Origin of the sequence: Paraburkholderia sp. DHOC27 (assembly GCF_003429005.1) — a bacterium.
GTDB lineage: Bacteria > Pseudomonadota > Gammaproteobacteria > Burkholderiales > Burkholderiaceae > Paraburkholderia.
In genome coordinates this window covers 276,340-301,189 of sequence record NZ_QVQV01000001.1, presented here as the reverse complement: position 1 = coordinate 301,189, position 24,850 = coordinate 276,340, and the positions used below count along the sequence as shown (strand labels likewise).

The window sequence follows — 24,850 nt, the reverse complement described above, 5'->3', positions numbered from 1 at the left end:
CAGATCAAAGGCGCGGCGCGCATCATTTCGCGTCGTTGTACACCGTGGCGCGCGAAACGCCCAGGTGCAGCGCGACTATTTCCATGGCGCGTCGTACCTCCATACTGCCTGACTCGCGCAGTTCGCTCATGAGCGCGCGCCGTTCGGCGGTTTTCAGCGCGCGCGGCGTGGTGGCGAGGCGGGCGGCGAACTGGTCGATGCGTTGGCGGATGCCGTCCGCGCCCGGCGGATCGAGCGACTCCGTCACGCCGGTGGCCTGACCCGCGCCAACAAACTGCCCCAGCATGTTCTGCAGCGTGCCGAACAGCGTGAGATCCACGTTGATGCAGAGCGCCGCCACATAACGACCGCCCGAGTCCTTGATGCCGATGGACGTGCTTTTCACCTGCCGCCCGTCAGCGAACTGGTTGAGGTAGTTGGCGATGACTTGCGGGTATGTCTCATCTGCCATACGCGCGAGGCCGAGTTCGGTGGCCGGGTCGCCTGCTGCGCGCCCCGACAGGTTGTTGTGGATCGCGACAATGGCCTGGTCGCTTTGCAACAGATCGTGCACGACCACCTCGCAGAACGGCGCGAAGGTTTCGCCCAGGCCTTGCGCGACCTGCTTCAGCTGTTCGACCAGCAATTGCTGCTCTTTAGATGGTTTCGACATTTAGACAGAATATCTAAATGTGTAAATTGTGTCAATTTACGACCACGAAGACTGACTAATACTTTGTACGACCTAAAGGCGGCAGAAAAATATATTGGACGTCTTACTGGCGTTCTCGCACTATTCGTACATTTCCCCAACGCCGGCGCGGTCTCCCGCCCACTCTCGGGTGTGCGCCGTGACAACGCGACGCCTGGCATTGGGGACGCTAACAATTCGATCACTACAATACTCAGAGGACCAGATGCCTGAATACCGCTCACGCACCTCGACGCACGGCCGCAACATGGCCGGCGCCCGCGCCCTGTGGCGCGCCACCGGCATGAAGGACGGCGACTTCGGCAAGCCCATCATTGCGGTGGTGAACTCGTTCACGCAGTTCGTGCCGGGCCACGTGCATCTGCGCGATCTGGGCGCACTGGTGGCGAAGGAAATCGAGGCGGCAGGCGGCGTGGCGAAGGAATTCAACACCATCGCCGTGGACGACGGTATCGCGATGGGCCATGGCGGCATGCTGTATTCGCTGCCCTCGCGCGAACTGATCGCTGACTCGGTGGAGTACATGGTCAACGCGCACTGCGCCGACGCGATGGTCTGCATCTCCAATTGCGACAAGATCACCCCGGGCATGTTGATGGCCGCCATGCGCCTGAACATTCCGGTCGTGTTCGTGTCGGGCGGTCCGATGGAAGCGGGCAAGGTCAAGTCGCCCACAGACGGCCAGGTGATCGCCAAGATCGACCTGATCGACGCGATGATCAAGGCCGGCGACTCGCGCGTGAGCGACGCGGAAGTGGCGGAAATCGAACGCAACGCCTGCCCGACGTGCGGCTCCTGCTCGGGCATGTTCACGGCGAACTCGATGAACTGCCTGACCGAGGCCATCGGCCTCGCGTTGCCGGGCAACGGCACGATCGTCGCCACGCACGCATGGCGCAAGGGTCTGTTCGAGCAGGCCGGGCGCCTCGTGGTGGACCTGTGCCGTCGCTACTATCAGGAAGACGACGCGTCGGTCCTGCCGCGCAATATCGCCAGCAAGCGGGCCTTCGAGAACGCAATGGCGCTCGACGTCGCGATGGGCGGCTCCACCAACACCGTGCTGCACCTGCTGGCGGCCGCGCAGGAAGGCGGCGTCGACTTCACGATGTCCGACATCGACCGCATCTCGCGCAAAGTGCCGTGCCTGTGCAAGGTGGCACCCGCAACCGACAAATTCCATATCGAAGACGTGCATCGCGCCGGTGGCATCCCCGGCATTCTCGGCGAACTGGCCCGTGCCGAACTGCTCGACCTCTCGTGCGGCAACGTGCATAGCGGCACGCTCGGCGAGGCGATCGCCAGGTGGGACATCGCCGGCGGCGCCGGTGAAGACGCGCAGAAGTTTTTCCGCGCAGCGCCGGGCGGCGTGCCGACTCAGGTCGCGTTCAGCCAGGAGGCGACGTTTGCTTCGCTGGATACCGATCGCAAGGGCGGCTGTATCCGCAGCAAGCAAAGCGCGTATTCGAAGGACGGCGGCCTCGCCGTGCTGTACGGCAACCTCGCGGAAAAGGGCTGCATCGTCAAGACCGCGGGGGTGGATGAATCGCAGTGGATCTTCTCCGGACGCGCACGCGTGTTCGAGAGCCAGGACGATGCCGTCGAGGCGATTCTGGGTGACCAGGTGGTGGCAGGCGATGTAGTGGTGATTCGCTACGAAGGCCCGAAGGGCGGCCCTGGCATGCAAGAGATGCTGTACCCGACCTCGTATCTGAAGTCGAAAGGCCTCGGCAAGTCTTGCGCACTCTTCACCGATGGCCGTTTCTCGGGCGGCTCGTCGGGCCTCGTGATCGGACACGCCTCGCCGGAAGCGGCCGAAGGCGGCACGATCGGCCTGGTGGAAGAGGGCGACGTGATCGAGATCGACATCCCGAATCGCAAGATGCATCTGGTGGTGTCGGACGCGGAACTGGCGCGCCGTCGCGAAGTCATGGAAGCGCTTGGCGACAAGGCATGGCAACCCAAGGCCCGCGAACGTGTGGTGTCGCAGGCGTTGCAGGCGTATGCGGCGCTTGCCACTTCGGCTGATCGTGGCGCTGTGCGCGATCTGTCGCAATTGAAGCGCAAGTAAGACGGCCAGGTTGGGGCGGCCGAGCGTTCATTCTCACCCCCAACATCTGCCCAACGAAACGGTCAGTTCATCGTGAACTGACCGTTTTGCATTGCAAAATAAAAGACAGTAGTCCATATCAAAACAGTTTCTGCCACTGTTCCTGCTTCTGCATATCCTCACGGGTGTTGACTTCAATGAGCACGCCATTGGGCGCGCGGCAAAAGAAGCGTGAACCGCGCGTGTTGTTGAACACCTTCGTTTCCATCTGCACGCCGCCTTCAAGGAATTCCTGGTAGAGCGTGTTGACGTCGTCGAGACTGTCCAGTTCGAGCCCGAAGTGAAAGTTCTGCGGCCACGCCGGTACGTCGCCCGTGACATGGTCCAGCACGATGTCGAAGCCGTTGCGTTTAAGCAGACAGCTTTCGCCAACGGCGACGATTTCGCAGCCGAGGTACTTTTCGAAAAACGCGGCCGTCTCGGCGACGTTACGGGTGGGAAAACTCAGATGGTTGAGCGTGGCTTCTTTATGGAGGTTCATGATCGATCTCGCGGAAAACGTGTTGATGGCTGTGGAGCGTATGCACCGTTCGGCCTCCGTGCACCTTGTGCGTTGAGGCTGGGCGAGTCACTTTCCACGCCGTCAATTTTGCGAGTATTTGCTCGATGCCGAAACTCGCGTCCGGTCGCCTGCGTTGCGATTGCGTTGCGCCCAGCGCTGGCGGGCGATTGCGCGAGCAGGAGCTACGATGGTGCACCCGGATACTCGCGTTTGTCAGCCTCTCACGGCACGCCGGATATCCGGCCAGCGAAGCTCGATCAACTTGTGTAAGCTCGTTTTCGCATCCGTCGTCTAACTTTTGCCCATGCCATCCACCGTCCGCAATTCACTGCTCTGGATCTTCGACGTCTTCGAGCGTGAGCCGACCTATCTCTGCAAACGGATGTTTGGCTGCGACGCCGCGTATGTGGATGGCCTGCTTTGCCTCGTCGCCGCAGATCGCGACAAGCCGTGGAATGGCCTGCTGGTCTGCACTTCGCAGGATCGTCACGCGGCGCTCGTCGAGACGCTGCCCGCATTGCGGCAGCATCCGGTATTGGGAAAATGGTTGTATGTTCCACAAGCAGACCCCGCGTTCGAAGAAACGGCCGAGCAACTCACGGCACTCGTGATGGCGCGTGATCCGCGGATTGGCGTCGAGCCGAAACCTCGCAAGCGACGGAGTGCGAAATCCGTGCTACCGAAGGCATGAACGAGTCACTGTTTTGTGAAGCGGGGTGTGGTACGTCGCTTGCATCACGCTCAAGCGTCCTGTGAATTTGAGGAGGATCTCCATGACGAGTAGAAAAATGCGCGTATCTGGTGCCATGCGAAGCGCGGCGATCGTGACGCTGAGTCTGTGCGCGATGGCATCGGCCAACGCCGCGGGTTCAACGTCGGATGACGCAGCTTTTATGAAGGAGAACGACGCTGCCATGACGAAGATGATGAGCGACATGGACATCAAGCCCACCGGCAACGTCGACAGGGATTTCGTTGCGATGATGCAGCCGCATCATCAGGCGGCCATCGAAATGGCCGAGGCTGAACTGCGCTATGGACACAACGAGCAACTGCGTCAGATCGCCACCCAGATCATCAGCCAGCAACGCAGCGAAATCGTCGCGATGGGGCAGGCCGTGGGTGCGTCCGCGCCGGGATCAAACGCGGCATCGAACCCGTCGGCGGATCAGTCTGAACAGTCGCGTCCTGAAGTGTCACACAAGAATCCGAAAATGGACGGACCGCCGGGAAGTTGACCGGAGCGAGGCACGCGCGACCGGGCCGAATTCGTGGCGCGTGGTTTGCGCGAGGGAGCTGAGCGGCACGCTCTTGCGCCCGCCGCGCAAGGGCTCCGCGGGTCCGCGTCCGGCGGTTCCTGGTCGAACTGCTACAATCCACGCATTTTCCTCGTCGTAGACTGCATCATGGGCTTTGAACAACTCGCTGCACTGAAAGAGCAACTGGCGAAACAGGCGGCAGAGAAACGCGCAGCCAAACAGGCAAAGCAGGCGAAGCACGCCAGGCCGGCGAAGCAAGGCACGGCATCGGCGCATGCTTCCGCTCACGCGTCTGGCCAGTCCAGCGCTCAGTCAAATGCTAAAGCATCGACTCAGGCGCCGGCTGCGAAGCAGTCCGCCCAAACGGCCGACGCGAAGCCTGCAAGGTCCGCGCGGCCTGGTCGGCCCGCGCCCGGCGCGGCTCGCCATGCACCCGCGCAAAAGTCGAAGCCGGTGGATCCGGTGGTGCTGTCTATCGGCAAGCTGCAAAAGCGATTCCCGAAAGCGTTCCCCAAAAATCCCGCGCCGAAAGTGCCGCTCAAGGTGGGCATTTTCAAAGACCTGTTGGTGCACGCCGAGGAACTCGGCCTGAACGAAGCAGCCCTGCGCGATGCGATCAAGGTATGGTGCTGGGGCAGCCGCTACTGGGCGTGCGTGACGGATAACGCGATGCGCGTCGATCTGAATGGCGAGCCAGCGGGCGAGGTGCTGCCGGCGGAAGCGGCGCGCGCGCGTGGCTTGCAGGCGAAACGGCAAAAGTCGAAGAATGCCGCGCAAGCGAATGCGGCGCAGCAGGACGGCAATGCGGCTCAGCAGGGTGCAGCGGCGGGGCAAGAGGGGCATGAGAATGGCGCTACGGCTACGGGCACGGCCACGGCCGCGCTTGCGGGGAGCGAAGCGGACTCGGCGCAACAGCCAAACGCCATCGCGCAAGGCAGCAACGCTGAGCAAGGTAGCGAGGCGAACAGCGCAGCCTCGACTGTCAGCAGCGAGCACAGCAGCGAAAGCGGCAGCGCAGCTTCGCAGCCAGCCGGTGAAACCGCTGCGTCACAGCACAGCGGAGCGGAGGTGGACGGCGCGCAGCAACACAATGCCACCACGCACGACAGCAACGCCGAACAGGGCAACTGAGCACAGTAAGCCCGCAGCATTGAACACTGTGCAGCGAGCACGGTGTAGCGAGCGCCGCCGTGCATCACGGCGGCCTCTCATCCCCTCGGCGGCATCTGACAAACCGGCATTCCGCCCGACCTTCTCCGCTTCCCTCTCCGCCGCTATCACCGCGTAAGGCCCCGCCCAATCGGGCCATAGCGGTATGCGCTCATCAGCGCCGTATCGGCCTCCACGCACCGCCGCTGAAGGCCGGCTGAACGCGACGCCCCCACCACAGCCACATCACCAGAACCATCACGGCCAGCATCGGGAAGATCAACAGGCTGCCTTCCGGTCCGGTACTGCCGCCGCTAATCAGCGCGTTGCCCAGCGGATGCGCCGTCATGAAGCGCTCGTTGACCAGCGTGCCGCTATCGAAGGTGCCGTAAAAGTACGATTCGCCCCAGTCCCACGCAGCGTGAAAGCCGATCGCCCAGAACAACGAGCCGGTGTACCAGAGGCTCAGGCAGAACACGAGGCCAATCGCCGCTGCGGAAAACAGGCCGACCGGCGTCTCTCCCGGATTGGCGCCGTGAAAGCCGCTGAACAGCGCGGACAGCAGGAGCGCTCCCCACCAGAAGCCGATACCCCGGCTCAGCGTGTATTGCAGGTATCCGCGCAGCAATAACTCCTCGCACAGCCCCACCAGCAGAAAGACGCCACCCCACGCGATCGCGTGAAGCCACGCTTGAGGATCGGCTGCGGGTGACGTGTCGAGCGTCAGCACATGCAGGCTCACCAGTGCGAACACCACGACGCTGACTGCGGCGAAGCCACTCACGAGACCTGCCACGAAGCGCGCGAGCCGCGCGGAGCCTTGCAAGCCAAAAGAAAGCAGCGAGCGTCGCTCGATCCTCGCCATCACGGCGACCGCTGCCAGTACACCGAGCAATTGCGCGCCCTCAAAGGCGGCGATGAACTTCAAACCTAGCGAGGTCGTATGCTGCGGCGCCGGTCCGAGCAAATAATGCAACACTCTGCCGATACCAAACGCGACTACGCCGAACGTCGCGATAAAAATCGCGATGCTCCAGCCGGCGCGAATGCCGTCCGCGCCAATGAAAACCCAACGAAAGCCCCGTTTAGGCCGCGCCCTGGGCGGCTGATGGTTGTTCTGCTGTGTTGAGCGCGTAACTGAATCGTCCAAGACTGCCTCCGTACAAAGTCGACGACAGGTGATCTGAGCCGTGGTATTCGGAGGCTCGGCGGGATGTGAGGCGGACTGCGCGGCCCACGCCTTGCCGCAGAGATTGCGTGCGCCTGCATGCCTCGATTCGGCGCGTTACTTTAGCGTACGTTTCGTACGGTATGCCAACGTCTGTCAATATAAGGCATTCCCCATGCGAAAGGCCGCGCTGCAAAAACGCGGCCTCGTTCAGGCACTTCATGTCGATAAAACTCGCGATCTTCGATTTCGACGGCACCCTGGCCGACACCTATCCGTTGTTTATCGAGTCGATCAACGACCTGGCCTTGCACCACGACTTCAGGCAAGTGGCGCCGCATGAGGTGGACCGGTTACGGGCAATGGGCGCGCGCGACATTCTGCGTGATCTGCAATTGCCGATGCATCGCGTGCCGAAAGTGGTTCTCGATTTCAGGTCCATCATGCAGCGGCGTTTGAACGAAATCAGGCCGTTCGTTGGTATCGAAGCAGGTCTCAGAGGTCTCGCGGAGCTAGGCATCATGCTTGCCCTCGTCACTTCCAACTCGCGCGCGAACGTGGAGGCGGTGCTCGGTCACGAACTGCTGACGCAATTTTCGGCGATCGAATGCGGCACCGCGCTATTCGGCAAGGCGCATCGTCTGCGCAAGATCCTGCAGGCAACGCGGGTCGAGAGAACGGCGGCAATCTACATTGGCGACGAGATTCGCGACGCGCATGCTGCGCGCAAGATCGGCATCGGTTTTGGTGCGGTGGCGTGGGGTTACACGGAGTTCGAGGCGCTGCTGCGCCTGCGGCCGGAAGCGTCGTTTGCCGTACCCGCGGATTTGACCGCGCTCGCGGGCAGATAAAAAAAAGGGGACGCCGTGACAGCGTCCCCGTATCAGAGAGGCGAACTCAAACAGCTAACGCGCGTTACTGCCCGATGCGACGCAGCGGTTCACCTGCCATCAGCTTACGTTCGATCTGTTCGAGCGAAACCCCCTTGGTTTCCGGCACGAGCCAAATCGTCAGCAAGATGAAGGCTGCATTCATGACGGCATAAAGCCAGAAGGTCTGTGCGTGGCCCAGCGTGTTGAGCAAGGTCAGGAAGGTTGCGCCCGCAATCGTATTGGCCACCCAGTTGACGAAGGTCGAGGCGGCAATGCCGAAGTCACGTCCCTTGATAGGCTGGATTTCCGCGCACAGAATCCAGATCATCGGGCCGGCGGACATTGCAAAACCCGCGATGAAAATCAGCAGCATCGCGACGGCGATGATCTGACTCGTGCCGCCAGTGATGCCCACGTGCAGCATGGCGCCGAGCGTGGCGAGCGCGAGCGCCATCACCGAGAAACCGGTGTAGAGGATGGGCTTGCGGCCCCAGCGGTCCACGAGACCAATCGCAATGAAGGTGGACGCCACGTTCACCACGCCGACGATCACCGTTCCCCACAACTGGTCGTGCGCGCTGCCATAACCCGCGAGTCCAAAAATGCGCGGGGCGTAGTACATCACCACGTTGATACCGGTGAGTTGCTGCATGACCTGCAGCATGACGCCGAGCCATACCGAGCGGCGGAAGTTCGAGTTGCTGCGGAACAGGCCCCAGCCCTGAAATTCCACCTTCAGTTGATCGGCGATTTCGCGCATTTCGGTTTCGACGCTCTTGCGATCGCCGCGCAGACGGTCCAGCACTTTCTCGGCTTCTTCGTTGCGGCCTTTGCTCATCAACCAGCGGGGGCTGCGCGGCAGAAACAGCAAACCGATCAGCAGAGCAACCGCCGGGAAAGCAATCACGCCGAGCATCCAGCGCCAGTCACCCGAACCGCTGAAGGCCGTGTTGGACAGAAACGCAGCGAGAATACCAACCGTCACCATCAGTTGATGGAGCGAGATCAGCGCGCCACGCATGGTGCGCGGTGCGATTTCCGACAGATAGAGCGGCGCAGTAAACGACGCGATACCCACGGCGATACCAAGCAACACGCGGCCGCCGATCAACACCTCGGGGCTCCACGCGAACGAGCACAACGCTGACGCACCCGCGAACAGCGCGGCGCCGATCATCAACGACGGTTTGCGGCCGATTGCCTTGGCCATCCAGCCCGAGCCGAGCGCGCCGAATGCCGCGCCAACCATCATCGAACTGACGATCCACTCCTGCATCTGATCGCCGACGTGAAACTGTTTTGCGATGAACGGCAAGGCACCGGAGATTACGCCGATGTCGAGGCCGAATAGCAGCCCCGCGAGCGCCGCAATGACGCTGGTGAGGACCACATGAAAACGTGTGTGAGGGTGTGCAGCGTGGTTTGCTGCCAGCCCATGAGGTGTGGCGGACATGGCTTTTCCTTGTATGAGGCCAGCGGCGCCATAGCGTGGGTGACGGTGTCACCCGCGGGTTATGGCAAGCGCGTGGCGCGGCTTGTATTGGTCTGCAAATAGCACGCGCCGTGCCCGGTAACGTGACGCAGCGATGCGCGAGGCCCGAACGTCGCGCCGTTACAGGTGGCTTACACGAACAGGGAGATCAGACCGCCTACGGTGATACCGGCCGCAAGCCAGCGGCCCGCCGTGTAGAACGCGTTGGTTTCCTGTTGCGTCTGGTCGGGTCGCTCGAGCCCTAGCGAGCCGTAGGCAAATGATTTGAGCGGGGACACGTCGGCGGCGGCGCTGGCATCGTCGCCGTCGCTGTTGTCATCGCTGGTGCTATCGGATTGCGGCGCGCTGCTGGTTTCGTCGGCGCCGGTGGATGCTGTGGAGTCCGTGGCTTCGTCTGCTTCGTTTGCTTGCTCAGTCGTGTCGGTTGCGTCGGCTGACTCTGCAGCTTCGGTCTCGTCGGAATGGCCAGCGTGCTGAGCTTGCGACGAAGCCGTTGATTCACCGCTCCGTTCTTTCGCCAAGGTGGCAGCGCCGTCAGACGAAATGCTGACCGCCGCATCCTGGCTCGTTCCATTGCGTGTCGTGCTTTCGTTCGCCGTATTGCCGTCAGACGGCGTCGTTGCCGCGTCGGTCTTCGTCGCGTTGATAGTCGAAGCGCGTTGCGTCGATGCGGGCGACGACGCTGCGGGGCTGATCTGCATGGCAATCCTTCCTCATCCGAGTGTCAGGATTGCCCGAGTGTGTCCGACGTGCAGGCGATCCCCTATCCGAAGACGCGGCACATAGCCGCTTGCCTGCTTTGTCGTCTGCTGGAAGAAGGATCTTTAGTATCGGTAAGGCTGCGTAAGCGACGCTGCCGCTCAATCACTGAAGATGGAGAGCTTGAGTGTGTGCGAGTGGCCTATCCACACAGCAGCATCACGATGATCCCGCAGATCGTCGCCCGTATTGGGGTGCATGAAAACGTCCAGCGCGCCATGATTGAGCGTGAGCCATGCTACGATTTCGTTGAAGTGGGGCGCAGCGAATTCCAGTTGATACGACCACATGGGGTGCGGCCCAACCGGACGCTCGTGGAACCGGCCCATTTGCAGCTTGCCGGCGAAGCGCGTCTCGATCTCGCCGCGTAACGCCCGCGCGGCATCGCGGCTTGCTGAATCGAAATACACGTGGGCGTGCCAGTTATGGATGGTCGATACGTCGAGGTAGGTCATAGTGATAGCGGGTGCGCGGAGGGTGACAGCATAAGCGAGATCGCGCGGTTTTGCTTAACGCCGCCCGTATACACGAATGCCTCGTCGTTACGAAAAGTCTAAAGCGCGGTCTGGCGGATACATGTCATCCACCCGGCCGCGCATGCAGATCGTCGATGCAAACCACTCTCGTAAATCGCGCACATGAATACGCCATGACAATGCTGAAAAGTATTTCAGACTACTTACCAAGTTCGTAACCCACCACGCCGCCTGCCACCGCGCCGCCTACTGTACCCGCCGTGCTGTGATTGGTCGCCTCGTTGCCGATTACTCCCCCGGCCGCAGCGCCGCCAACCGTGCACCCCGTCGCGAGCGATGCCAGTACGACTAGCGTGGCGACGCCCATCCACCTGATTCGACTGTTCATTTCAACCTCCACATTTTGTTTTTTGATAGCAGGACTAAAGCAATCCGTGTGCCGTGGGACTCCGTCACGGGATGCCGCGCCGCAGCAACCACCCGGCGATCTTGTGTCACGCTTATCCAGTACCACGCTACCCACGTTGCATCGTCCATATGCGCGCGGCCGGATTGCTTTGGACACACGGTGCTTGCTAGACTGCCTTTCCCCAACCTTGCATCGCCTCTGCCTTCGCGTTTGACTTTGCGTTTGCCTTAGCAGTGCCTCTTCGCTGCGTGCACGCTGTGTGCACAAAAAAGACGGCACAGTCAGGCACGGTTCGATTACCCGTCACGTGGCACGGCGATTTGATGGAGTTTCGTATGGCTTACCTGTTGCTGGTGGTGGAACCCATTCATCAACGCGCCGGGCGCAGCGACGACGAAGGGCGCGCACGCTACGAAGAGATGGCGAACTACGCTGCGACGCTCAAGGAGCGTGGCGTGCTGGTCGCGTGTGAGTCGCTCAAGTCGACCCGCGAGGGCGTGCGGGTGGAGGTGCGCAATGGCGAGCGTCGACTGATCGACGGCCCGTTCGCGGAAGCGAAAGAAATGGTGGGCGGTTTTCTGCTGCTGAACTGCGATACGCGCGAAGAAGCGGTGGCGATCGGCGCGGCGTGTCCCGCAGCCACTTGGTGCTCGATAGAAGTGCGCGAGATCGGCCCGTGCTACCAATGATCGGCGCGTGAGCGCCGCTTGTCGCGATCTCGCGCCAGGGTTTTCCCTCGGCGCGCGCAACGCCATGTCGATTCGTGCGTTGGCGGCTCGTCGTAGAGGTGAAGCGTCTGCAGGCGATGCGGGATAGACCAGAGCGCACCGCCCAATACACACGCGCCGAGATGACTCTACGAACCACGACACCACTACGCCACGGCAACCAGGAGAAACGACCATGCGATTCATGATCATCGTCAAGGCGACCGCGTTCAGCGAATCCGGCGCCATGCCGGAGGAATCCCTGATGGCCGTGATGGGCGCCTATCACGAGGAACTGGCGAAGGCCGGCGTCCTGCTCGACGCCACCGGTTTACAACCGAGTTCGAAGGGCTGGCGCATTCGCTATGCACAGGGCCAGCGCACGGTGATCGATGGACCGTTTGCTGAGACCAAGGAGCTGGTGGCAGGCTACACGCTGATCCAGGTCCGCTCGCGCGAAGAAGCCGTCGAATGGGCGCGACGCTTCCCGGCGCCGTTTGGCGAACACGCCGATGGCGAAATCGAGGTGCGTCAACTGTTCGAGCTGGACGATTTCAAGCCGGGCCCGGCACTGGAGCGCTTCCGTCAACTGGATGCGGTGAGACGCTGAATGCCCGTGACGTCAGCCGCCACGCACCGCGCCATCGAAGCCGTCTGGCGAATCGAGTCAGCGAAGGTCGTGGCGTGCGTGGCACGCATGGTGCGCGACGTGGGTGTGGCGGAGGACCTTGCGCAGGACGCGCTGGTCGCGGCGCTCGAACACTGGCCCGCCACCGGTGTGCCGGACAATCCGGGCGCCTGGTTGATGACCACGGCCAAACACCGCGCGCTCGACCGCTTGCGCCAGGAAGGGTTGCATGCGCGCAAGCGTGAAGAGCTTGGCCGCGATCTCGATGCGCAGGAGGCCCACCTCGTGCCGGACTTTGTCGATGCACTCGATGCGGCGCGCGCAGACGATATCGGCGACGATCTTCTGCGACTGGTCTTTACCGCGTGCCATCCGGTGCTCTCCACCGACGCGCGCGTCGCGCTCACGCTGCGTCTGCTGGGCGGCCTGACCACCGACGAAATCGCCCGCGCGTTTCTGGTGGCCGAGCCCACCATCGCGCAACGGATCGTGCGCGCCAAACGCACGCTGAGTGCTGCCAAAGTGCCGTTCGAGGTGCCGCAGGCAGATGCGCGTGCAAGCCGTCTGGCCTCGGTGTTGCAGGTGATCTATCTGATCTTCAACGAAGGTTATTCGGCCACCGCGGGCGATGACTGGATGCGCCCGGCGCTCTGCGAAGAGGCGCTGCGTCTGGGCCGCGTACTCGCGGGCCTCGTGCCCGACGAAAGCGAGGTACACGGCCTCGTCGCGCTGATGGAGATTCAGGCCTCTCGGACCCACGCGCGCACCGATGCACAAGGGCGCCCGGTGCTGCTGCTCGATCAGGACCGCAGCCGTTGGGACAACTTGCTGATCCGTCGCGGCTTTGCGGCGCTCGAACGTGCGCAAAGACTCGGTGGGGCGAGCGGTCCATATGCGTTGCAAGCGGCGCTGGCTGCGTGTCACGCGCGCGCTCGCACGGCCGCGCAAACCGACTGGGCGCAGATCGTCGCGCTGTACGATGCGCTCGCGCAGGTGAGTCCGTCGCCCGTGGTGGAGTTGAACCGCGCGGTGGCGGTGGGTATGGCGTCGGGTCCGGCAGCCGCGCTCGAACTGGTCGACTCGCTCGCCGCCGATCGCACCCTCGCGCATTACCACTGGTTGCCCAGCGTGCGCGGCGATCTGCTGGCAAAACTGGGGCGTATGGAAGAAGCGCGCGCGGAATTCGAACGCGCCGCGGGCATGACGCACAACGCACGCGAACGTGAACTGCTGCTGGAGCGTGCGCGCGGGATGTCCGTTTGAAGTCACGCAATAGGATTTGTGGAATCAAACGGACTGCGAACTAAATGGCGTCGCAACCGGAGGCGCGCGTCACAGAGAAAGAAACGCCAGTCCACCAAACACGATGCCCAGTGCCGCTACGCCGAGCGAGAGATTGCGCAGCCACTTCTTGCGCGTCAGCAGCGTGATGGCCGTGAGTGCGATGGAAATCTGGATCAGCGTAGTGGCCTGCGCCCAGCGATGGTGGCCATGCAAAAGATGTTCACTTTGCGCGTCGTTATTGGCCACGTCTTTTTCAATGGCTTCCGCGTTGGCGCGGATCGGCTCTTTCTGCTGCTTGTATTTTTCGACGTCCGCGGCGAATTTGGCGTGCGCGTCACTGCCGGGGCTCGACAAGGCCGCACCCAGCTCAGCGAGATTTTCTTTTTCGCCTTTGGCCTGGTAATACGACCATTGATTCGCCGCTTCGGTCTTCTTGATGGCCGCTTCGTTCTTGTAATAGAGCGCCAGATTTTCGCTGGTGCCGCTCTGGTAGGCGTAGATCGCGCCAATGGTCGCGAGGATCGCAGTCATGACAGCCATGCGGCTCGCAAACGGATCCTCATCGTGATGGGCGCCGTGCCCGGCACCCACGTGCTCTACCGCGTGGTCGTGCGGTCCGTGCACTTCGAATTCATCTGACATGCAACACTCCGGGGCAAACTGACTAGTCGTTTTCTTTTGGCGGACCACGATATGAACGGCGAGCGGCAAAGCGCCCGCGTGTCGAACATCGAATCCGCAGTCCCGAAGCGTATCAGACCCTGTGCAGCTGTGTTGTACGGTGCCGGACGAACCATTTCGCCCGGCCAGTCAGTTGACGCTCAACCCCAGCAGCGAGCGCACCAGCAGAATCAGATGTTCGCCGCCCAGCATGCCGAGCAGCCCGACCAGCGCGATGGTGGGCGGCGCCGGCGACTTCACGCTGAGCACGTTGTAGAACACGCCGACCACCAGACCCACCATCAACGACACAAAATACGCTTTCATGACTGATATGCCCCTAGAGCTCGGCGAAAGACGCATCCGGTGCGTCCCACCGCGAATCGGTTTCCTCACATGGTGATGACGACGCGGCCGCGCGTACCGGCAGCGACGGCTTCATAGGCGGCCTGCGCCTTTTCGAGCGGAAAGCTTTGCGCGATGAGCGGCGCTTGCAGGGCGCCGCTCTCGAAGCCTTCGACGAGCGCGGTCATCAACGGGGCGGATTCGGCGACGCCGAGCTTCGCGCTATCCGTGCCGAACAGTTGTGTCTCGTTGTGATAGAAGTCGATCAGATCGAAGTCGACGCGGCGCTTGCCGGTGGCGCTGATTTCGACCACCCGGCCGCGGGTTTTCACGAGCGACAGCGCGATTTCGAATGCGACGCCGCCCACGGCGTCGTACACCACGTCCACCCCGCCGCCGGTCAGCGCCTTGACGCGCTCGCCAGCGTGCTCGTCGAAGGTCACGAATTCGTCGGCAAGACGACCGGCGGGCGTTGCTGGCTGTAGCGGCTGACGGTCCACCGCAATCACGCGACAGCCGCGCGCCTTGGCGATCTGCACCACCGCGCCGCCGACGCCGCCGCCGGCGCCGATCACGGCGATGGTCTCGCCCGGCTGCAATTGCGCGTAGCTGACGGTGCCGAGCCAGGCCACCACGAAATTGACGCCGATGGCCGACGCCTGTTCATGGCTCAGCGTAGAGGGCTTGCGCGAGAGCGCGGCCACGGGAATCTTGATGAATTGCGCGTGAGTGCCGTCGCGGGTGAAACCGATATCGCCGCCCGTGCCCCACACTTCAGCACCGAGCCAGTCTTGCGGGCCCTCGACGACCACGCCGCTGAAATCGCGCCCGGGCGTGCGGGGCAGCACCGTGTGTCCGAAATGGCCGGAGACGTTCTTGACGTCGCTCGGGTTCACCGAGGCGCTCTTGAGCTGCACGATGGCGCTATCGGCGTCGGCGGAAGGGGTGGGTACGTCGACGTATTCGAGTACGTCGGGGCTGCCGAAGGTCTTGAACTGGATTGCTTTCATGACGACGCTCCTGATCGGTAAATGGCTGCTGCGTGGTGCAGCGATGAAAGCCATTCTAGGTGTCCGGCGTGGGGGCGTTGAGACAAGGAGTTTCGAATTTCGGACAGGGAGGGGGAAACCTCGCGTTTTTCAGGCCACGGCCGCGATAGGCAGAATTAACAGGAAAAAAATATCTGCAGCAATCAGCTTGGATGACTGGTCGGAGCGCCCCGTCAAATGGACATCTCGCCTGCATGGGTGGATATTTTTTTCTTGCTATGTCGCGTCAAACGTTAAATAACAAGAAAAAAATATCGCGAGCATCCGACCCTGCGCCAGCCCCATGAACACGGTCAAACCGCCCCCAGCGTCTCCCGCGGATCGAACGCCGTGGGCGATGCACCCAGTTCGCGGCGGAACATATCGCTGAAGCTGCTGGGCAGGTAGCCGAGCGAACGCGCGATGCTGCCAACCGGGCGCCCTTCCGCCAGACCCGACACCGCGACCGCCAATTGCACCTGACGGCGCCATTCGGCGAAGCCAATGCCGAGTTCGCGCGTGAAGAGGCGCGCGAGCGTGCGCACGCTCGCGCCTACCGCCGCCGCGTGCTGTTCGAAGCTGATGTCGATGGAGGGGTTGTCGATCACCGCGCGGCAGAGCGCGTCGAGCCGGCGATCCGATGCTTCCGACGTATCCGGCAGCGGAATGCGCAGCGGCCAGCGCGGCGCGTGCGCGAGTTCCAGCATCGCCAGCTTGTAGGCGGTCTCGAGATAGACGTCGTCGCGCGCGTGGTTATGTTCGTACTCGGCAATGGTCGTGATGAGTTCGCGCAGCAGGCCATTCATTTCGAACACATCGCTGTGCTGGCTCAGGTGATGGACGTTGCGTTGATGCAGGTAGAGATTGCGCATCTCCACCTCGCTCATCATATGAATGGAATGCACCGCGCCCGCCGGCAACCACACGGCGCGTTGCGGCGGCACCACCAGCGCCTCACGCCCGACCTCGACCCACATGACCCCCGCCACCGCATAGAGCACCTGAGCCCAGGTGTGCGAGTGCGGATCAATACGCATTCCACGGGGATAGTGGCGCGCCAGCGAGCGCGCGTCATCGTCTTCAGGCAGTTCGGGCGGGCGGGCTTCCGGCATGGGTCGTTCGGGTGGGTTCGTGTTCGAGTGTGAGTGGCAGAGAAGGGCAAACGCCAAGGGGCGAACGGCAAGACGCAAACCGCGAGGTACGGCCAGAAGAACCGCACCATAGGATAGCGCGAGCCACGCCGCGTGAAGCAATCCAGCAGTTCCAACCCGCGCCATCATGCGCGTGAACTGATAGAAAAGCCGCACAAAAAAGCCGCGCAAAAAAGGCCGCAAAAAAATTTTCACAAATTGGCGACGGATTTTCCCCGGCCGCTGCGTTCAAGGATAAACGGAGCCAATCCGTGTTTCTTGAACCCTTGGGAGAGTGACATGAAAAATTCGACCCTCGCACGCCTTTTCGTTACCGCCACGGTATCGCTTGCTGCGTCCGCCTCGTTCGCGCAGGCCGTGATCATCGCGCCGGCAGCGCCGCCGCCGCCGCGCGTGGAAGTCATGCCGGCCCCGCGCCCCGGCTATGTCTGGGACAACGGCCACTGGCGCTGGGAGCGCGGCCAATACGTGTGGGCGCCTGGCCACTGGCAGATGGTGCGCGCCGGCTATCACTGGGTACCCGGACACTGGGCACAGCGCGGCCCGCGCTGGCGCTGGATCGAAGGCCACTGGGCCTGAGCTCGCGGCCGTCCGCCGGCCGAGCGTTGACCGTTGACGGTTGACGCTGGCCGGCTGATCCATCCAACCGGGAGCACCTCTGCACTCGCCTGCGCTTCACGCAGGCGAGCGGCTCAGGTCGTCTCACTCATCGTCCCACTCAATCAGGCAACCTGTGATGAAAACCCTTTTACTTCTCGCGCTGGTAGCGGCGACCTTGTCCGGCTGCGTGGTGGTGCCGGAGCGCCCGGCGTATTACCATCCGGCGGTCGTCGTTTATTGATTCTCGAAGCAGGCTGGTGCCAACCATCCTCGACCCTTTGAACACGGCTGCACAAAGTATTCAAACAGGCTTCAGAAAGGCTTCAAAAAGCCTGCGGCCTTCGATGAGTAGAACTTCTAACGAGCCCACAGTAGTAAGGCGCATCTCAGGGAGCAGGGCAAGTGATACACGTGGGTGTCGTGAGACCGTTGATGAAGGCGCTGCGGGCCGTGCTGCGTACGCCGCGCCCACTGCCGGGCGGCGCCCGTTGAACGAGCGCGACCCCGACGCCGAACTCGTCGCACGGGTCGGTGCGCAGGACCCGGCCGCTGTGCGCACGCTGGTGTCGCGCAAGCTGCCGCGTCTGCTCGCGCTCGCCACGCGCATGCTGGGAGACCGTATGGAAGCGGAAGACGTCGCACAGGAAGCGTTCGTGCGGATCTGGAAACAGGCCCCGCACTGGAAAGAGGGCGAGGCCCGCTTCGACACGTGGATTCATCGCGTGGCGCTGAACCTCTGTTATGACCGTTTGCGCGGACGTCGCGAAGATCCCGTCGCGGAGGTGCCCGACGAGGCAGACCCGCAGCCGTTGCCCGATCTGCAGATCGACACGCGCGTGCGCGACGAGCGCGTGCGGGCGGCGCTCGCCGCGTTGCCGGCGCGCCAGCGTGAGGCGCTGGTGCTCAATTACTATCAGGAACTATCGAACATCGAGGCGGCAGCCCTGATGGGCATCACTGTGGATGCCCTCGAAAGCCTGCTGGCGCGAGCGCGCCGGAATTTGCGCGCGCAACTGGCGGGCAGCGGTTTTAGCAAGGACACACCATGACACCCGAGAGATTCCAGACCATCGTCGCTGCCTATGGTGCCGATCCGCGTCGCTGGCCGAGGGACGAGCGCGCTGCGGCCGAGGCCTGGGCCCGCTTGCACCCCGCCGAGGCAAGCGCGGCGCTGGCCGAGTCGGCCGACCTCGACCTCTGGCTCACGGCTCACACCGTCGCGCCGCCGGATCGGGCGCTGGCTGAGCGCGTCGTCGCCACGGCGCCGGTGCGACGTCCAGTACGGCAGCGCGCGCGGCTCTGGTGGCAAGGCGCGGCGTTCGCGGGAATCGGGCTCGCCGGAGGACTGGCGGGCGCGTTCGCGGTGTCGTTCTTCGTGTTGACGGGCACGCCCCCCGCTGCGCACGACGCCTCTTACGTGACATCGAGCTTCGACGGTTCGACCGCCGACTGGAGCGGCGAATGAACGGCCGCTCATGGAAGATCCTGGTGATCGCCTCGCTGGTGCTCAACGTGTTTCTGCTGGGCGGCATTGCGGGCGGCGCGTATCAATGGTTCGCCGGGCATAGCGGCACGGCCAAAGGGCCGGCGCAGCGTACGGCGCTGCGCTTTGCCGCGGAGGATTTGTCAGCGGACCGGCAGCGGCAATTCGTCGAGGCGCTGAAAGCCGCGCGCAGGGTGGGACGCGATTATGCGCAGGCGGGTCGTGAGGGGCGTCGCGAGGTGCTGGACGTGCTGTCCGCGCCGCAACTCGATCGCGCCGCGCTCGATGCCGCATTGCAACGCACACGCGCTGCCGATAGCGATTTGCGCGCCCAGGTCGAAAGCGGCGTCGCGGATTTTGCGGCGACGCTGACGCCCGACGAGCGCATCAAATTCGTCGACGGCCTGAAACGCGCCGGACAGTGGCGCGAGGCGCCGCTGACGCCAGCGCAGAAGCGCAAGGCGGCGAGCCAGTGACGGAGCGCGGGCTTGATGCGATGGGGACGCGTCAAGCGTGTCTTCGCACGCCTCACGCTGCCTGAAAAAACCTTCGCTGACCGCGACGGATTTTGCCGCGGCGGACGTTTAAAGAAGGTGAGCAACATTTGAAGGAACGCGCATGGTCACGTCACCCAACGACAACGCCGCGGCGATTGCGCTGAACCGGTTTGGCCTCGGCGCCCGCCCCGAAGACACGCCACCGGCCGATCCGAAGGCGTGGCTGTTTGCGCAGTTCGAGCAGTATCAAACGCAGCCCCCGGCGTGGGCTGGAGAGCCGGGCAGTGTCGCGCTGGCCACTGAGCTGGGCGAGCAGCGCATGCAGAACGCGGGCGCTAATCAAAACGCCAACGCCAACGTCAACGTCAACGCGGGTGCCGGTGCGAACATAAGTCCGAACGCGAACGGCAACGCAGAGCCGAACGCCAGCGCAAACCTCAACGCCAACAACCCCGCCACCGCCAGACAGGCCGCCAACAAGGCGATTCGTGGCGAAATCCGCGACATCTATCGCACAGCGGTCAATGCCAGCGTGTCGAGCGCAGTGACGAGCCCGACGCCGTTCGTCGACCGGCTGGTGCGTTTCTGGGCCAATCACTTCGCAGTGTCCACGGAAAAGCCGCAGGTGGCGGCGCTGGCCGGCGCGTTCGAAATGGAGGCGATCCGCCCGCACGTCCTCGGCCGTTTCGACGACATGCTGGTCGCGGTGGAGCAGCATCCCGCAATGCAACTGTTTCTGGACCAGACTCGCTCAGTGGGCCCCGACAGCATGGCCGCGCTGCGCGCCGAGCAGCGCAATCCGGACCAGAAGCGCGGGCTGAATGAAAACCTCGCGCGCGAGATCATGGAGTTGCACACGCTGGGTGTACGCAGCGGCTACACGCAAGCGGACGTCACCGAATTTGCGCGCGCACTGACCGGCTGGAGCGTGGCGGGCATCAAGGGGCCGCAGCCGAACAACGCCGCGCCCGGCGCATTCGTGTTTCGCCCCGCGCTGCACGAGCCGGGGCCGCGAACCATCATGGGACGCCGCTACGATCAGCCCGGCGAAGCGCAGGCGCTGGCCATCCTGCACGATTTCGCGGCATCGCCCGCGACGGCGCAGCATGTTGCCACCAAACTGGCGCGCCACTTCGTTGCCGACAATCCGCCGCCCGCCGTGATCGAGCGGCTCGCCAACGCATTCGAGCGCAGCAACGGCGATCTGCCTACGGTGTATCGCGCGTTGATCGAATCGCCGGAAGCGTGGTCGCCGCTTGCCGTCAAATTCAAAACGCCGTGGGAGTGGACCGTTTCGTCGATGCGTGGACTCGGCTGGCAAGACCTCGGCAACCTGCAGGCCGCGCCGCTGTTGACGCAACTCGGTCAACCGCTGTGGCGCCCTGGCTCGCCCGCTGGCTACGACGACATTGCAGCCAGCTGGGCCGCGCCCGATGCACTCGTGCGACGCGTCGAAGTGGCGCAACGCTTTGCTGCGCGCGTCGGCGACCGGCTCGATCCGCGCACGCTCGGTCAGACCCTGCTGGTCGGCTCGATCAGCGCGCCGACCGCGACTGCGGTGTCGCGTGCCGAAAGCGCGTCGACAGCGATTGCGCTGCTGCTCGTATCACCCGATTTTCAACGGAGATAACGCCATGACGTCCCGTCGACAGTTCCTCAATTTCGCCGCAGCCGGCGCGGGCGCCATGCTCGTGTCGCCGCGCATGGTGTTTGCGAATGTCGCGACCGAGCGGCGCTTCGTCTTCGTGATTCAGCGCGGCGCTGCCGATGGCCTGAACATCGTCGTGCCGTACGCCGAGCCGTCGTATGCGAGCTTGCGCGGCGCGCTCGCGGTTGATCCAGCGACGGCGATCAAACTCGACGGTACGTTTGCGTTGCATCCGTCACTGGTCGAAACCTCGAAGATGTACGCGGGCGGTCAGGCGTTGTTCGTGCATGCCGTCGCGTCGCCGTATCGCGATCGCTCGCATTTCGATGGCCAGAACGTGCTCGAAACCGGCGGCACGTCGCCGTATCAGGTGAAGGACGGCTGGTTGAACCGGCTCGTCGCGATGATGCCGGCCACGCGCGAAAACGCGATCGCTTTCGCGCCCACCGTGCCGATGGCCTTGCGCGGTAAAGCGGATGTCACGTCCTACGCGCCTTCGGGCCTGCCGCAGGCGCCCGACGATCTGCTCACGCGCGTCTCGCAGCTTTACGATCAGGATGCGCAATTGCGGCCGCTGTGGGAGTCGGCGATGGCGGCGCGTGGTCTCGCGGGCGATGCGGGCGCGCGTCAAGACCCGGCGAGCCTCGGCAAACTGGCGGCGGGGTTTCTCTCGCGTGACGACGGCCCGCGTCTCGCGATGATCGAAACCGGCGGCTGGGACACGCATAGCGCGCAGAACCCACGGCTTGCGAATCAGTTGAAGGCGCTCGATACGATGCTGGCAGCGTTGCGCGATGGCATGGGGCCGCTCTGGAACAACACCACCGTGCTGGTCGCGACGGAGTTCGGCCGCACGGCGGCGGCCAACGGCACCGGCGGCACCGATCACGGCACGGGTTCCGCTGCGATGCTGATAGGCGGCGCGGTGTCGGGAGGACGCGTGATCGCCGACTGGCCCGGCCTCAAACCCGGCGATCTGTATCAGGCGCGTGATCTCAGACCTACTACAGCACTCGACGCCGTGATTGCGGGCGCCGCCAGCGAGAGTCTTGGACTCGACCCGCATCGCACGGCCAGCACGTTGTTTGCACAAACCGGTACGACGCGGCCGTTGACAGGGTTGATTCGAACCTAGCGTCTAGCGTGCAGAGCGTCCGTTGAAGTACTACGGCATGCGAATCATCATTCAGGCACCGTGCCGCGTATAAAGCAGCAATAGCGAAAGCGTGACGAGCGATCCTACTGTTGAAAGCAAAATGGTTCGCGACGTGATGTGAGCCTCGCGCCGATAGTACTCGGCCAGCATGAACGGGCCGGTGCCGGTGGGCAACGCGGCCAGCACCACGGCCATGTCGACGAGCGCGACGGGCAGCGCGAACACGCGCGCGGCAAGCCACCACGTCAGCGCGGGCTGCAAGATCAGCTTGATGCCAGTGAGCAGCAACGAAATACCGGCACCGCTACTGGCGGCGGGGCGTTTCTCGGCGAGGAACAGGCCGAGGCTGACGAGCGCGCACGGACTTGCCGCACCGCTCAGCAACTTCAGGAATGTCTCCGCGCTTTGCGGCATCGTGACGTGCGAGGCCGCCACCAACACGCCGAGGATAGGCGACACGATCAGCGGATTACGCGCCAGGGCGCGCAGCACCTTGAAGGCGAGATGATGCGGTCGGCGCTCGCTTTGCAGACCCACTTCGATCAGAACGATGGCAATGGCGAACAGCACGCATGCGACCAGAATGGTCGCGATGGTGGTTGGCGTCAGGCTGGCCGGTCCGAAGGCAATCAGGCACAACGGAAAGCCGATGTAGCCCGTGTTCGGATACGAACCCGCAATGGCGTCGATGCTCGCATCGGCGAGCGGCCGTCCACTCATGAGACGCGCGACGAGAATCACCACGAAGATGCCGGCGCACGACAGCGAGAACGTCGCGACGAACGCGGGTTGATCGAGCTGATGCCAGGTGGCATGCGCCATCACGTCGAACAGCAGCGCGGGCAGCGCGAGCCAGACGACGAAGCGGTTCAGCTCCGACGCCGCGGTTGGGCCCAGCACGTTGCGGCGACGGCACGCGAAGCCCGCAAAAATCAGGCCGAAAACAGGGAGCAGAATCTCCAGGGTGGATAGCATCGGTGCTTCTACTTGTAAAGACAAACGGGAAAGATGCGCCAGAGTAGTGGTTCACATTGATACAATCAAATACCGTTTCTGGCGCCCAACAATACCTTTTTTGCATCGTGATCGACATCAAGCCGTTGCGCTACTTCGTGACTTTGGCCGAAACTCGCCATTTTGGCAGGGCGGCGGCGCGGCTGCATCTGTCGCAACCGCCGTTGAGCCGCCAGTTGGCGGCGCTGGAAGCGAGCCTTGGGGTCACGCTGATCGAGCGCAGTCCGCGCAGCGTCACGTTGACGGCGGCCGGCGAGCGTTTCTATGCCGACGCCAAGGCCATCCTCGGTGCGCTCGAACAGGCAGCGCACAATGCGCGGGCCGCGGCGCATGGCGACAGCGGCACGCTTTCGATCGGCTTCACCATGTGCGCCGCCTACAGCGTCGTGCCGGGCTATGCGCGCACGTTCGGCTCGGCGTATCCCGAGGTGGCGCTGAATCTGCGCGAGGTGGTCTCGAACGATCTCGCTGCCCAGGTGCTGGCCGGGCAGATCGATGCGGCCATCATGTTTCCCGGCGCGCCGAACAAGGCACTCGCCACGCGCACCATCGTCAGCGAGCCGCTGTGCGTGGCGTTGTCACGCACGCATCCACGAGCCCGTGCGCGGCAGTTGAAGATAGCGCAGCTTGCGGGTGAACCGTTCGTGCTGGCGTCCGAGGACGTCGCGCCCACGTTGCGCGCGAGCATTCTCGAACATTGTCATTCCGGTGGCTTCGAGCCGGATATCCGCTTCGAAGTGCAGTTGCAGCAGACCGTGCTGAGCCTGGTGGATGAAGGCGTGGGTATCGCACTGGTGCCGGCCTCGATGCGCAAGGCACAACTGGCGGGCGTGGTGTTTCGGCCGCTCGCCAATGCGCCGCTGATCGAGCAGGTGCTGGTGTGGTCGCCGGCCAATCGTAACCCGTGTCTCGTGCGCTTTCTCGAACTGGCCTGAGACATTGGCCTCCCGGCATATCGTGCGGCCGCCGGGCATCAAGCATCCGGCGTGGATGAGTGCAATTGCGCGTTGGCGCGTGCATCGGCCATGCGTTGCGCGTCCTGCCTGATACCCCGGCGACGCCAGAACGTCCACAGCATCAGACTGCCGTAGACGCCGTAGAAGACCAGCGTCGACGCCAGTACCGCATGGGGCGTGTCCGCGCCGCGCCAGACTATCAGCGAACGAATCGTGTTTTCGGTGATGAGGCCCACGCCCCACACGAGCGTCATGCGACGGATCTCCGCGGCGATACGCGGGCTTTCACTCCAGTTTTGCTCGAAGATGCTGATGCCTGCGGTGTTTTCCCGGGCCGTCGTCGAGCGGGCCAGATAGAACACGATGGGGCGATGAAACGCGAGCGAAATGAGGAAGACAATGCCCATCACGCCGGAGACGATCGGCTCTTCGAGCGCGCGGTTTTGCGGGCCACCCAGCGGCACGGCGACGAGCGAGAGGGCGATACTCGCCACGATCAGCATACTCAGGGCGTCGAAGTGACGAAAGCGCACGAAATCGCAGATCATCCACGCAAGCGGCGGCAGCGCCGATGTCACGAGGCCGCCCGCCAGTCCCCAATGAGGGTAAGCGAGCCGATACGCGAGCACGGGCAGCAGCACGTTGATGCAGAGTGCGGAGAGGTATCGGAGGCGCAGCTTCATGCGGTGGGGTCCGTGGTGCGGGCGTGCTTGCGTGGCGCGGCGGTCGCGGGATTCATCGTAGCCCGCCACGCCGTGATGGATCAAGCTGGCGCTTCAACTGAGACTGAGATGTTAGTTACGCAACGC

General features: G+C 63.4%; 28 protein-coding genes. 15 read left to right on the top strand and 13 right to left on the bottom strand.

Annotated features, from left to right (window positions below):
• Positions 1-22 precede the first annotated feature (22 nt).
• On the bottom strand, positions 23-652 hold the full coding sequence (locus D0B32_RS01295; protein ID WP_117331875.1) for a transcriptional regulator: 630 nt from the start codon (positions 650-652) through the stop codon (positions 23-25).
• Positions 653-896: 244 nt separating this feature from the next.
• Here D0B32_RS01295 and ilvD point away from each other — a divergent pair, with 244 nt between their 5' ends.
• Positions 897-2,759 (top strand): dihydroxy-acid dehydratase, encoded by a 1,863-nt coding sequence (ilvD, locus tag D0B32_RS01290; RefSeq protein WP_117331874.1) that lies wholly within the window; start codon positions 897-899, stop codon positions 2,757-2,759.
• A 118-nt stretch (positions 2,760-2,877) separates the two neighbouring features.
• On the opposite strand, the gene D0B32_RS01285 is transcribed toward ilvD, so the two are convergent.
• Positions 2,878-3,279: a VOC family protein gene (locus tag D0B32_RS01285; RefSeq protein ID WP_117331873.1), complete on the bottom strand. Its 402-nt coding sequence runs from the start codon at positions 3,277-3,279 to the stop codon at positions 2,878-2,880.
• Between the two features lie 325 nt (positions 3,280-3,604).
• On the opposite strand from D0B32_RS01285, the gene D0B32_RS01280 reads away from it, so the two are divergent.
• The 3 genes from D0B32_RS01280 to D0B32_RS01270 all read left to right on the top strand — a co-directional run bounded on the left by D0B32_RS01280 (position 3,605) and on the right by D0B32_RS01270 (position 5,690).
• Positions 3,605-3,991 (top strand): hypothetical protein, encoded by a 387-nt coding sequence (locus D0B32_RS01280; protein ID WP_117331872.1) that lies wholly within the window; start codon positions 3,605-3,607, stop codon positions 3,989-3,991.
• 82 nt (positions 3,992-4,073) lie between these two features.
• Positions 4,074-4,538 carry a DUF305 domain-containing protein gene (locus D0B32_RS01275; RefSeq protein ID WP_117331871.1) on the top strand — a complete coding sequence of 155 codons (465 nt, stop codon included), beginning with the start codon at positions 4,074-4,076 and terminating at the stop codon, positions 4,536-4,538.
• Positions 4,539-4,706: 168 nt separating this feature from the next.
• Positions 4,707-5,690 (top strand): ProQ/FinO family protein, encoded by a 984-nt coding sequence (locus D0B32_RS01270; protein WP_117331870.1) that lies wholly within the window; start codon positions 4,707-4,709, stop codon positions 5,688-5,690.
• Between the two features lie 193 nt (positions 5,691-5,883).
• Here the strand turns inward: D0B32_RS01270 and D0B32_RS01265 are convergent, their stop codons facing one another.
• On the bottom strand, positions 5,884-6,858 hold the full coding sequence (locus tag D0B32_RS01265; RefSeq protein ID WP_117331869.1) for a CPBP family intramembrane glutamic endopeptidase: 975 nt from the start codon (positions 6,856-6,858) through the stop codon (positions 5,884-5,886).
• Positions 6,859-7,097: 239 nt separating this feature from the next.
• Here D0B32_RS01265 and D0B32_RS01260 point away from each other — a divergent pair, with 239 nt between their 5' ends.
• Entirely contained in the window at positions 7,098-7,727 is a 630-nt protein-coding gene (locus D0B32_RS01260; RefSeq protein WP_117331868.1) for an HAD hydrolase-like protein, read from the top strand.
• A 64-nt stretch (positions 7,728-7,791) separates the two neighbouring features.
• Here D0B32_RS01260 and D0B32_RS01255 read toward each other — a convergent pair whose 3' ends face one another.
• The 4 genes from D0B32_RS01255 to D0B32_RS01240 all read right to left on the bottom strand — a co-directional run bounded on the left by D0B32_RS01255 (position 7,792) and on the right by D0B32_RS01240 (position 10,842).
• Positions 7,792-9,201 carry a sugar porter family MFS transporter gene (locus D0B32_RS01255; protein WP_117331867.1) on the bottom strand — a complete coding sequence of 470 codons (1,410 nt, stop codon included), beginning with the start codon at positions 9,199-9,201 and terminating at the stop codon, positions 7,792-7,794.
• A gap of 170 nt (positions 9,202-9,371) precedes the next feature.
• Positions 9,372-9,941 (bottom strand): hypothetical protein, encoded by a 570-nt coding sequence (locus tag D0B32_RS32425; RefSeq protein ID WP_181969685.1) that lies wholly within the window; start codon positions 9,939-9,941, stop codon positions 9,372-9,374.
• Positions 9,942-10,100: 159 nt separating this feature from the next.
• Entirely contained in the window at positions 10,101-10,454 is a 354-nt protein-coding gene (locus D0B32_RS01245) for a DOPA 4,5-dioxygenase family protein (RefSeq protein WP_117331866.1), read from the bottom strand.
• 220 nt (positions 10,455-10,674) lie between these two features.
• Positions 10,675-10,842, bottom strand: a complete 168-nt coding sequence (locus tag D0B32_RS01240; RefSeq protein ID WP_181969747.1) for a glycine zipper 2TM domain-containing protein — start codon at positions 10,840-10,842, stop codon at positions 10,675-10,677.
• 377 nt (positions 10,843-11,219) lie between these two features.
• Between D0B32_RS01240 and D0B32_RS01235 the strand changes: the two genes are divergently transcribed.
• From D0B32_RS01235 to D0B32_RS01225, 3 genes are all read left to right on the top strand, one after another.
• Positions 11,220-11,573 (top strand): YciI family protein, encoded by a 354-nt coding sequence (locus D0B32_RS01235; protein ID WP_117331864.1) that lies wholly within the window; start codon positions 11,220-11,222, stop codon positions 11,571-11,573.
• 214 nt (positions 11,574-11,787) lie between these two features.
• Positions 11,788-12,201: a YciI family protein gene (locus D0B32_RS01230; protein WP_117331863.1), complete on the top strand. Its 414-nt coding sequence runs from the start codon at positions 11,788-11,790 to the stop codon at positions 12,199-12,201.
• 6 nt (positions 12,202-12,207) lie between these two features.
• Complete coding sequence (locus D0B32_RS01225; RefSeq protein ID WP_117333404.1) at positions 12,208-13,482, top strand: RNA polymerase sigma factor; 1,275 nt, start codon at positions 12,208-12,210, stop codon at positions 13,480-13,482.
• A 69-nt stretch (positions 13,483-13,551) separates the two neighbouring features.
• Here D0B32_RS01225 and D0B32_RS01220 read toward each other — a convergent pair whose 3' ends face one another.
• From D0B32_RS01220 to D0B32_RS01205, 4 genes are all read right to left on the bottom strand, one after another.
• Positions 13,552-14,145 (bottom strand): DUF4337 domain-containing protein, encoded by a 594-nt coding sequence (locus D0B32_RS01220; RefSeq protein ID WP_117331862.1) that lies wholly within the window; start codon positions 14,143-14,145, stop codon positions 13,552-13,554.
• 168 nt (positions 14,146-14,313) lie between these two features.
• A complete protein-coding gene (locus tag D0B32_RS01215; protein ID WP_117331861.1) occupies positions 14,314-14,490 on the bottom strand; it encodes a DUF1427 family protein in 177 nt (58 codons plus the stop codon).
• A gap of 65 nt (positions 14,491-14,555) precedes the next feature.
• A complete protein-coding gene (locus D0B32_RS01210) occupies positions 14,556-15,518 on the bottom strand; it encodes a zinc-binding alcohol dehydrogenase family protein (RefSeq protein ID WP_117331860.1) in 963 nt (320 codons plus the stop codon).
• A 332-nt stretch (positions 15,519-15,850) separates the two neighbouring features.
• Positions 15,851-16,648, bottom strand: a complete 798-nt coding sequence (locus D0B32_RS01205; protein WP_117331859.1) for a helix-turn-helix domain-containing protein — start codon at positions 16,646-16,648, stop codon at positions 15,851-15,853.
• Between the two features lie 318 nt (positions 16,649-16,966).
• Between D0B32_RS01205 and D0B32_RS01200 the strand changes: the two genes are divergently transcribed.
• The 6 genes from D0B32_RS01200 to D0B32_RS01175 all read left to right on the top strand — a co-directional run bounded on the left by D0B32_RS01200 (position 16,967) and on the right by D0B32_RS01175 (position 22,050).
• Complete coding sequence (locus D0B32_RS01200; RefSeq protein WP_117331858.1) at positions 16,967-17,266, top strand: YXWGXW repeat-containing protein; 300 nt, start codon at positions 16,967-16,969, stop codon at positions 17,264-17,266.
• Between the two features lie 404 nt (positions 17,267-17,670).
• Positions 17,671-18,336 (top strand): RNA polymerase sigma factor, encoded by a 666-nt coding sequence (locus D0B32_RS01195; RefSeq protein WP_404935529.1) that lies wholly within the window; start codon positions 17,671-17,673, stop codon positions 18,334-18,336.
• Entirely contained in the window at positions 18,333-18,752 is a 420-nt protein-coding gene (locus D0B32_RS01190; RefSeq protein ID WP_117331856.1) for a hypothetical protein, read from the top strand. Before D0B32_RS01195 ends, D0B32_RS01190 begins: the two co-directional genes overlap by 4 nt.
• Positions 18,749-19,246: a periplasmic heavy metal sensor gene (locus D0B32_RS01185; protein ID WP_117331855.1), complete on the top strand. Its 498-nt coding sequence runs from the start codon at positions 18,749-18,751 to the stop codon at positions 19,244-19,246. Before D0B32_RS01190 ends, D0B32_RS01185 begins: the two co-directional genes overlap by 4 nt.
• Positions 19,247-19,388: 142 nt before the next feature.
• On the top strand, positions 19,389-20,897 hold the full coding sequence (locus D0B32_RS01180; RefSeq protein ID WP_117331854.1) for a DUF1800 family protein: 1,509 nt from the start codon (positions 19,389-19,391) through the stop codon (positions 20,895-20,897).
• Between the two features lie 4 nt (positions 20,898-20,901).
• The gene (locus tag D0B32_RS01175; protein WP_117331853.1) at positions 20,902-22,050 is read left to right on the top strand and encodes a DUF1501 domain-containing protein; all 1,149 of its coding nucleotides are present in this window, start codon (positions 20,902-20,904) and stop codon (positions 22,048-22,050) included.
• Positions 22,051-22,101: 51 nt separating this feature from the next.
• On the opposite strand, the gene D0B32_RS01170 is transcribed toward D0B32_RS01175, so the two are convergent.
• Positions 22,102-23,046, bottom strand: coding sequence for an AEC family transporter (locus tag D0B32_RS01170; RefSeq protein ID WP_117331852.1), 945 nt, complete (start codon positions 23,044-23,046; stop codon positions 22,102-22,104).
• 107 nt (positions 23,047-23,153) lie between these two features.
• On the opposite strand from D0B32_RS01170, the gene D0B32_RS01165 reads away from it, so the two are divergent.
• A complete protein-coding gene (locus D0B32_RS01165) occupies positions 23,154-24,020 on the top strand; it encodes a LysR family transcriptional regulator (RefSeq protein WP_117331851.1) in 867 nt (288 codons plus the stop codon).
• 38 nt (positions 24,021-24,058) lie between these two features.
• On the opposite strand, the gene D0B32_RS01160 is transcribed toward D0B32_RS01165, so the two are convergent.
• Entirely contained in the window at positions 24,059-24,724 is a 666-nt protein-coding gene (locus tag D0B32_RS01160; protein ID WP_117333403.1) for a VC0807 family protein, read from the bottom strand.
• Between the last annotated feature and the right edge of the window lie 126 nt (positions 24,725-24,850).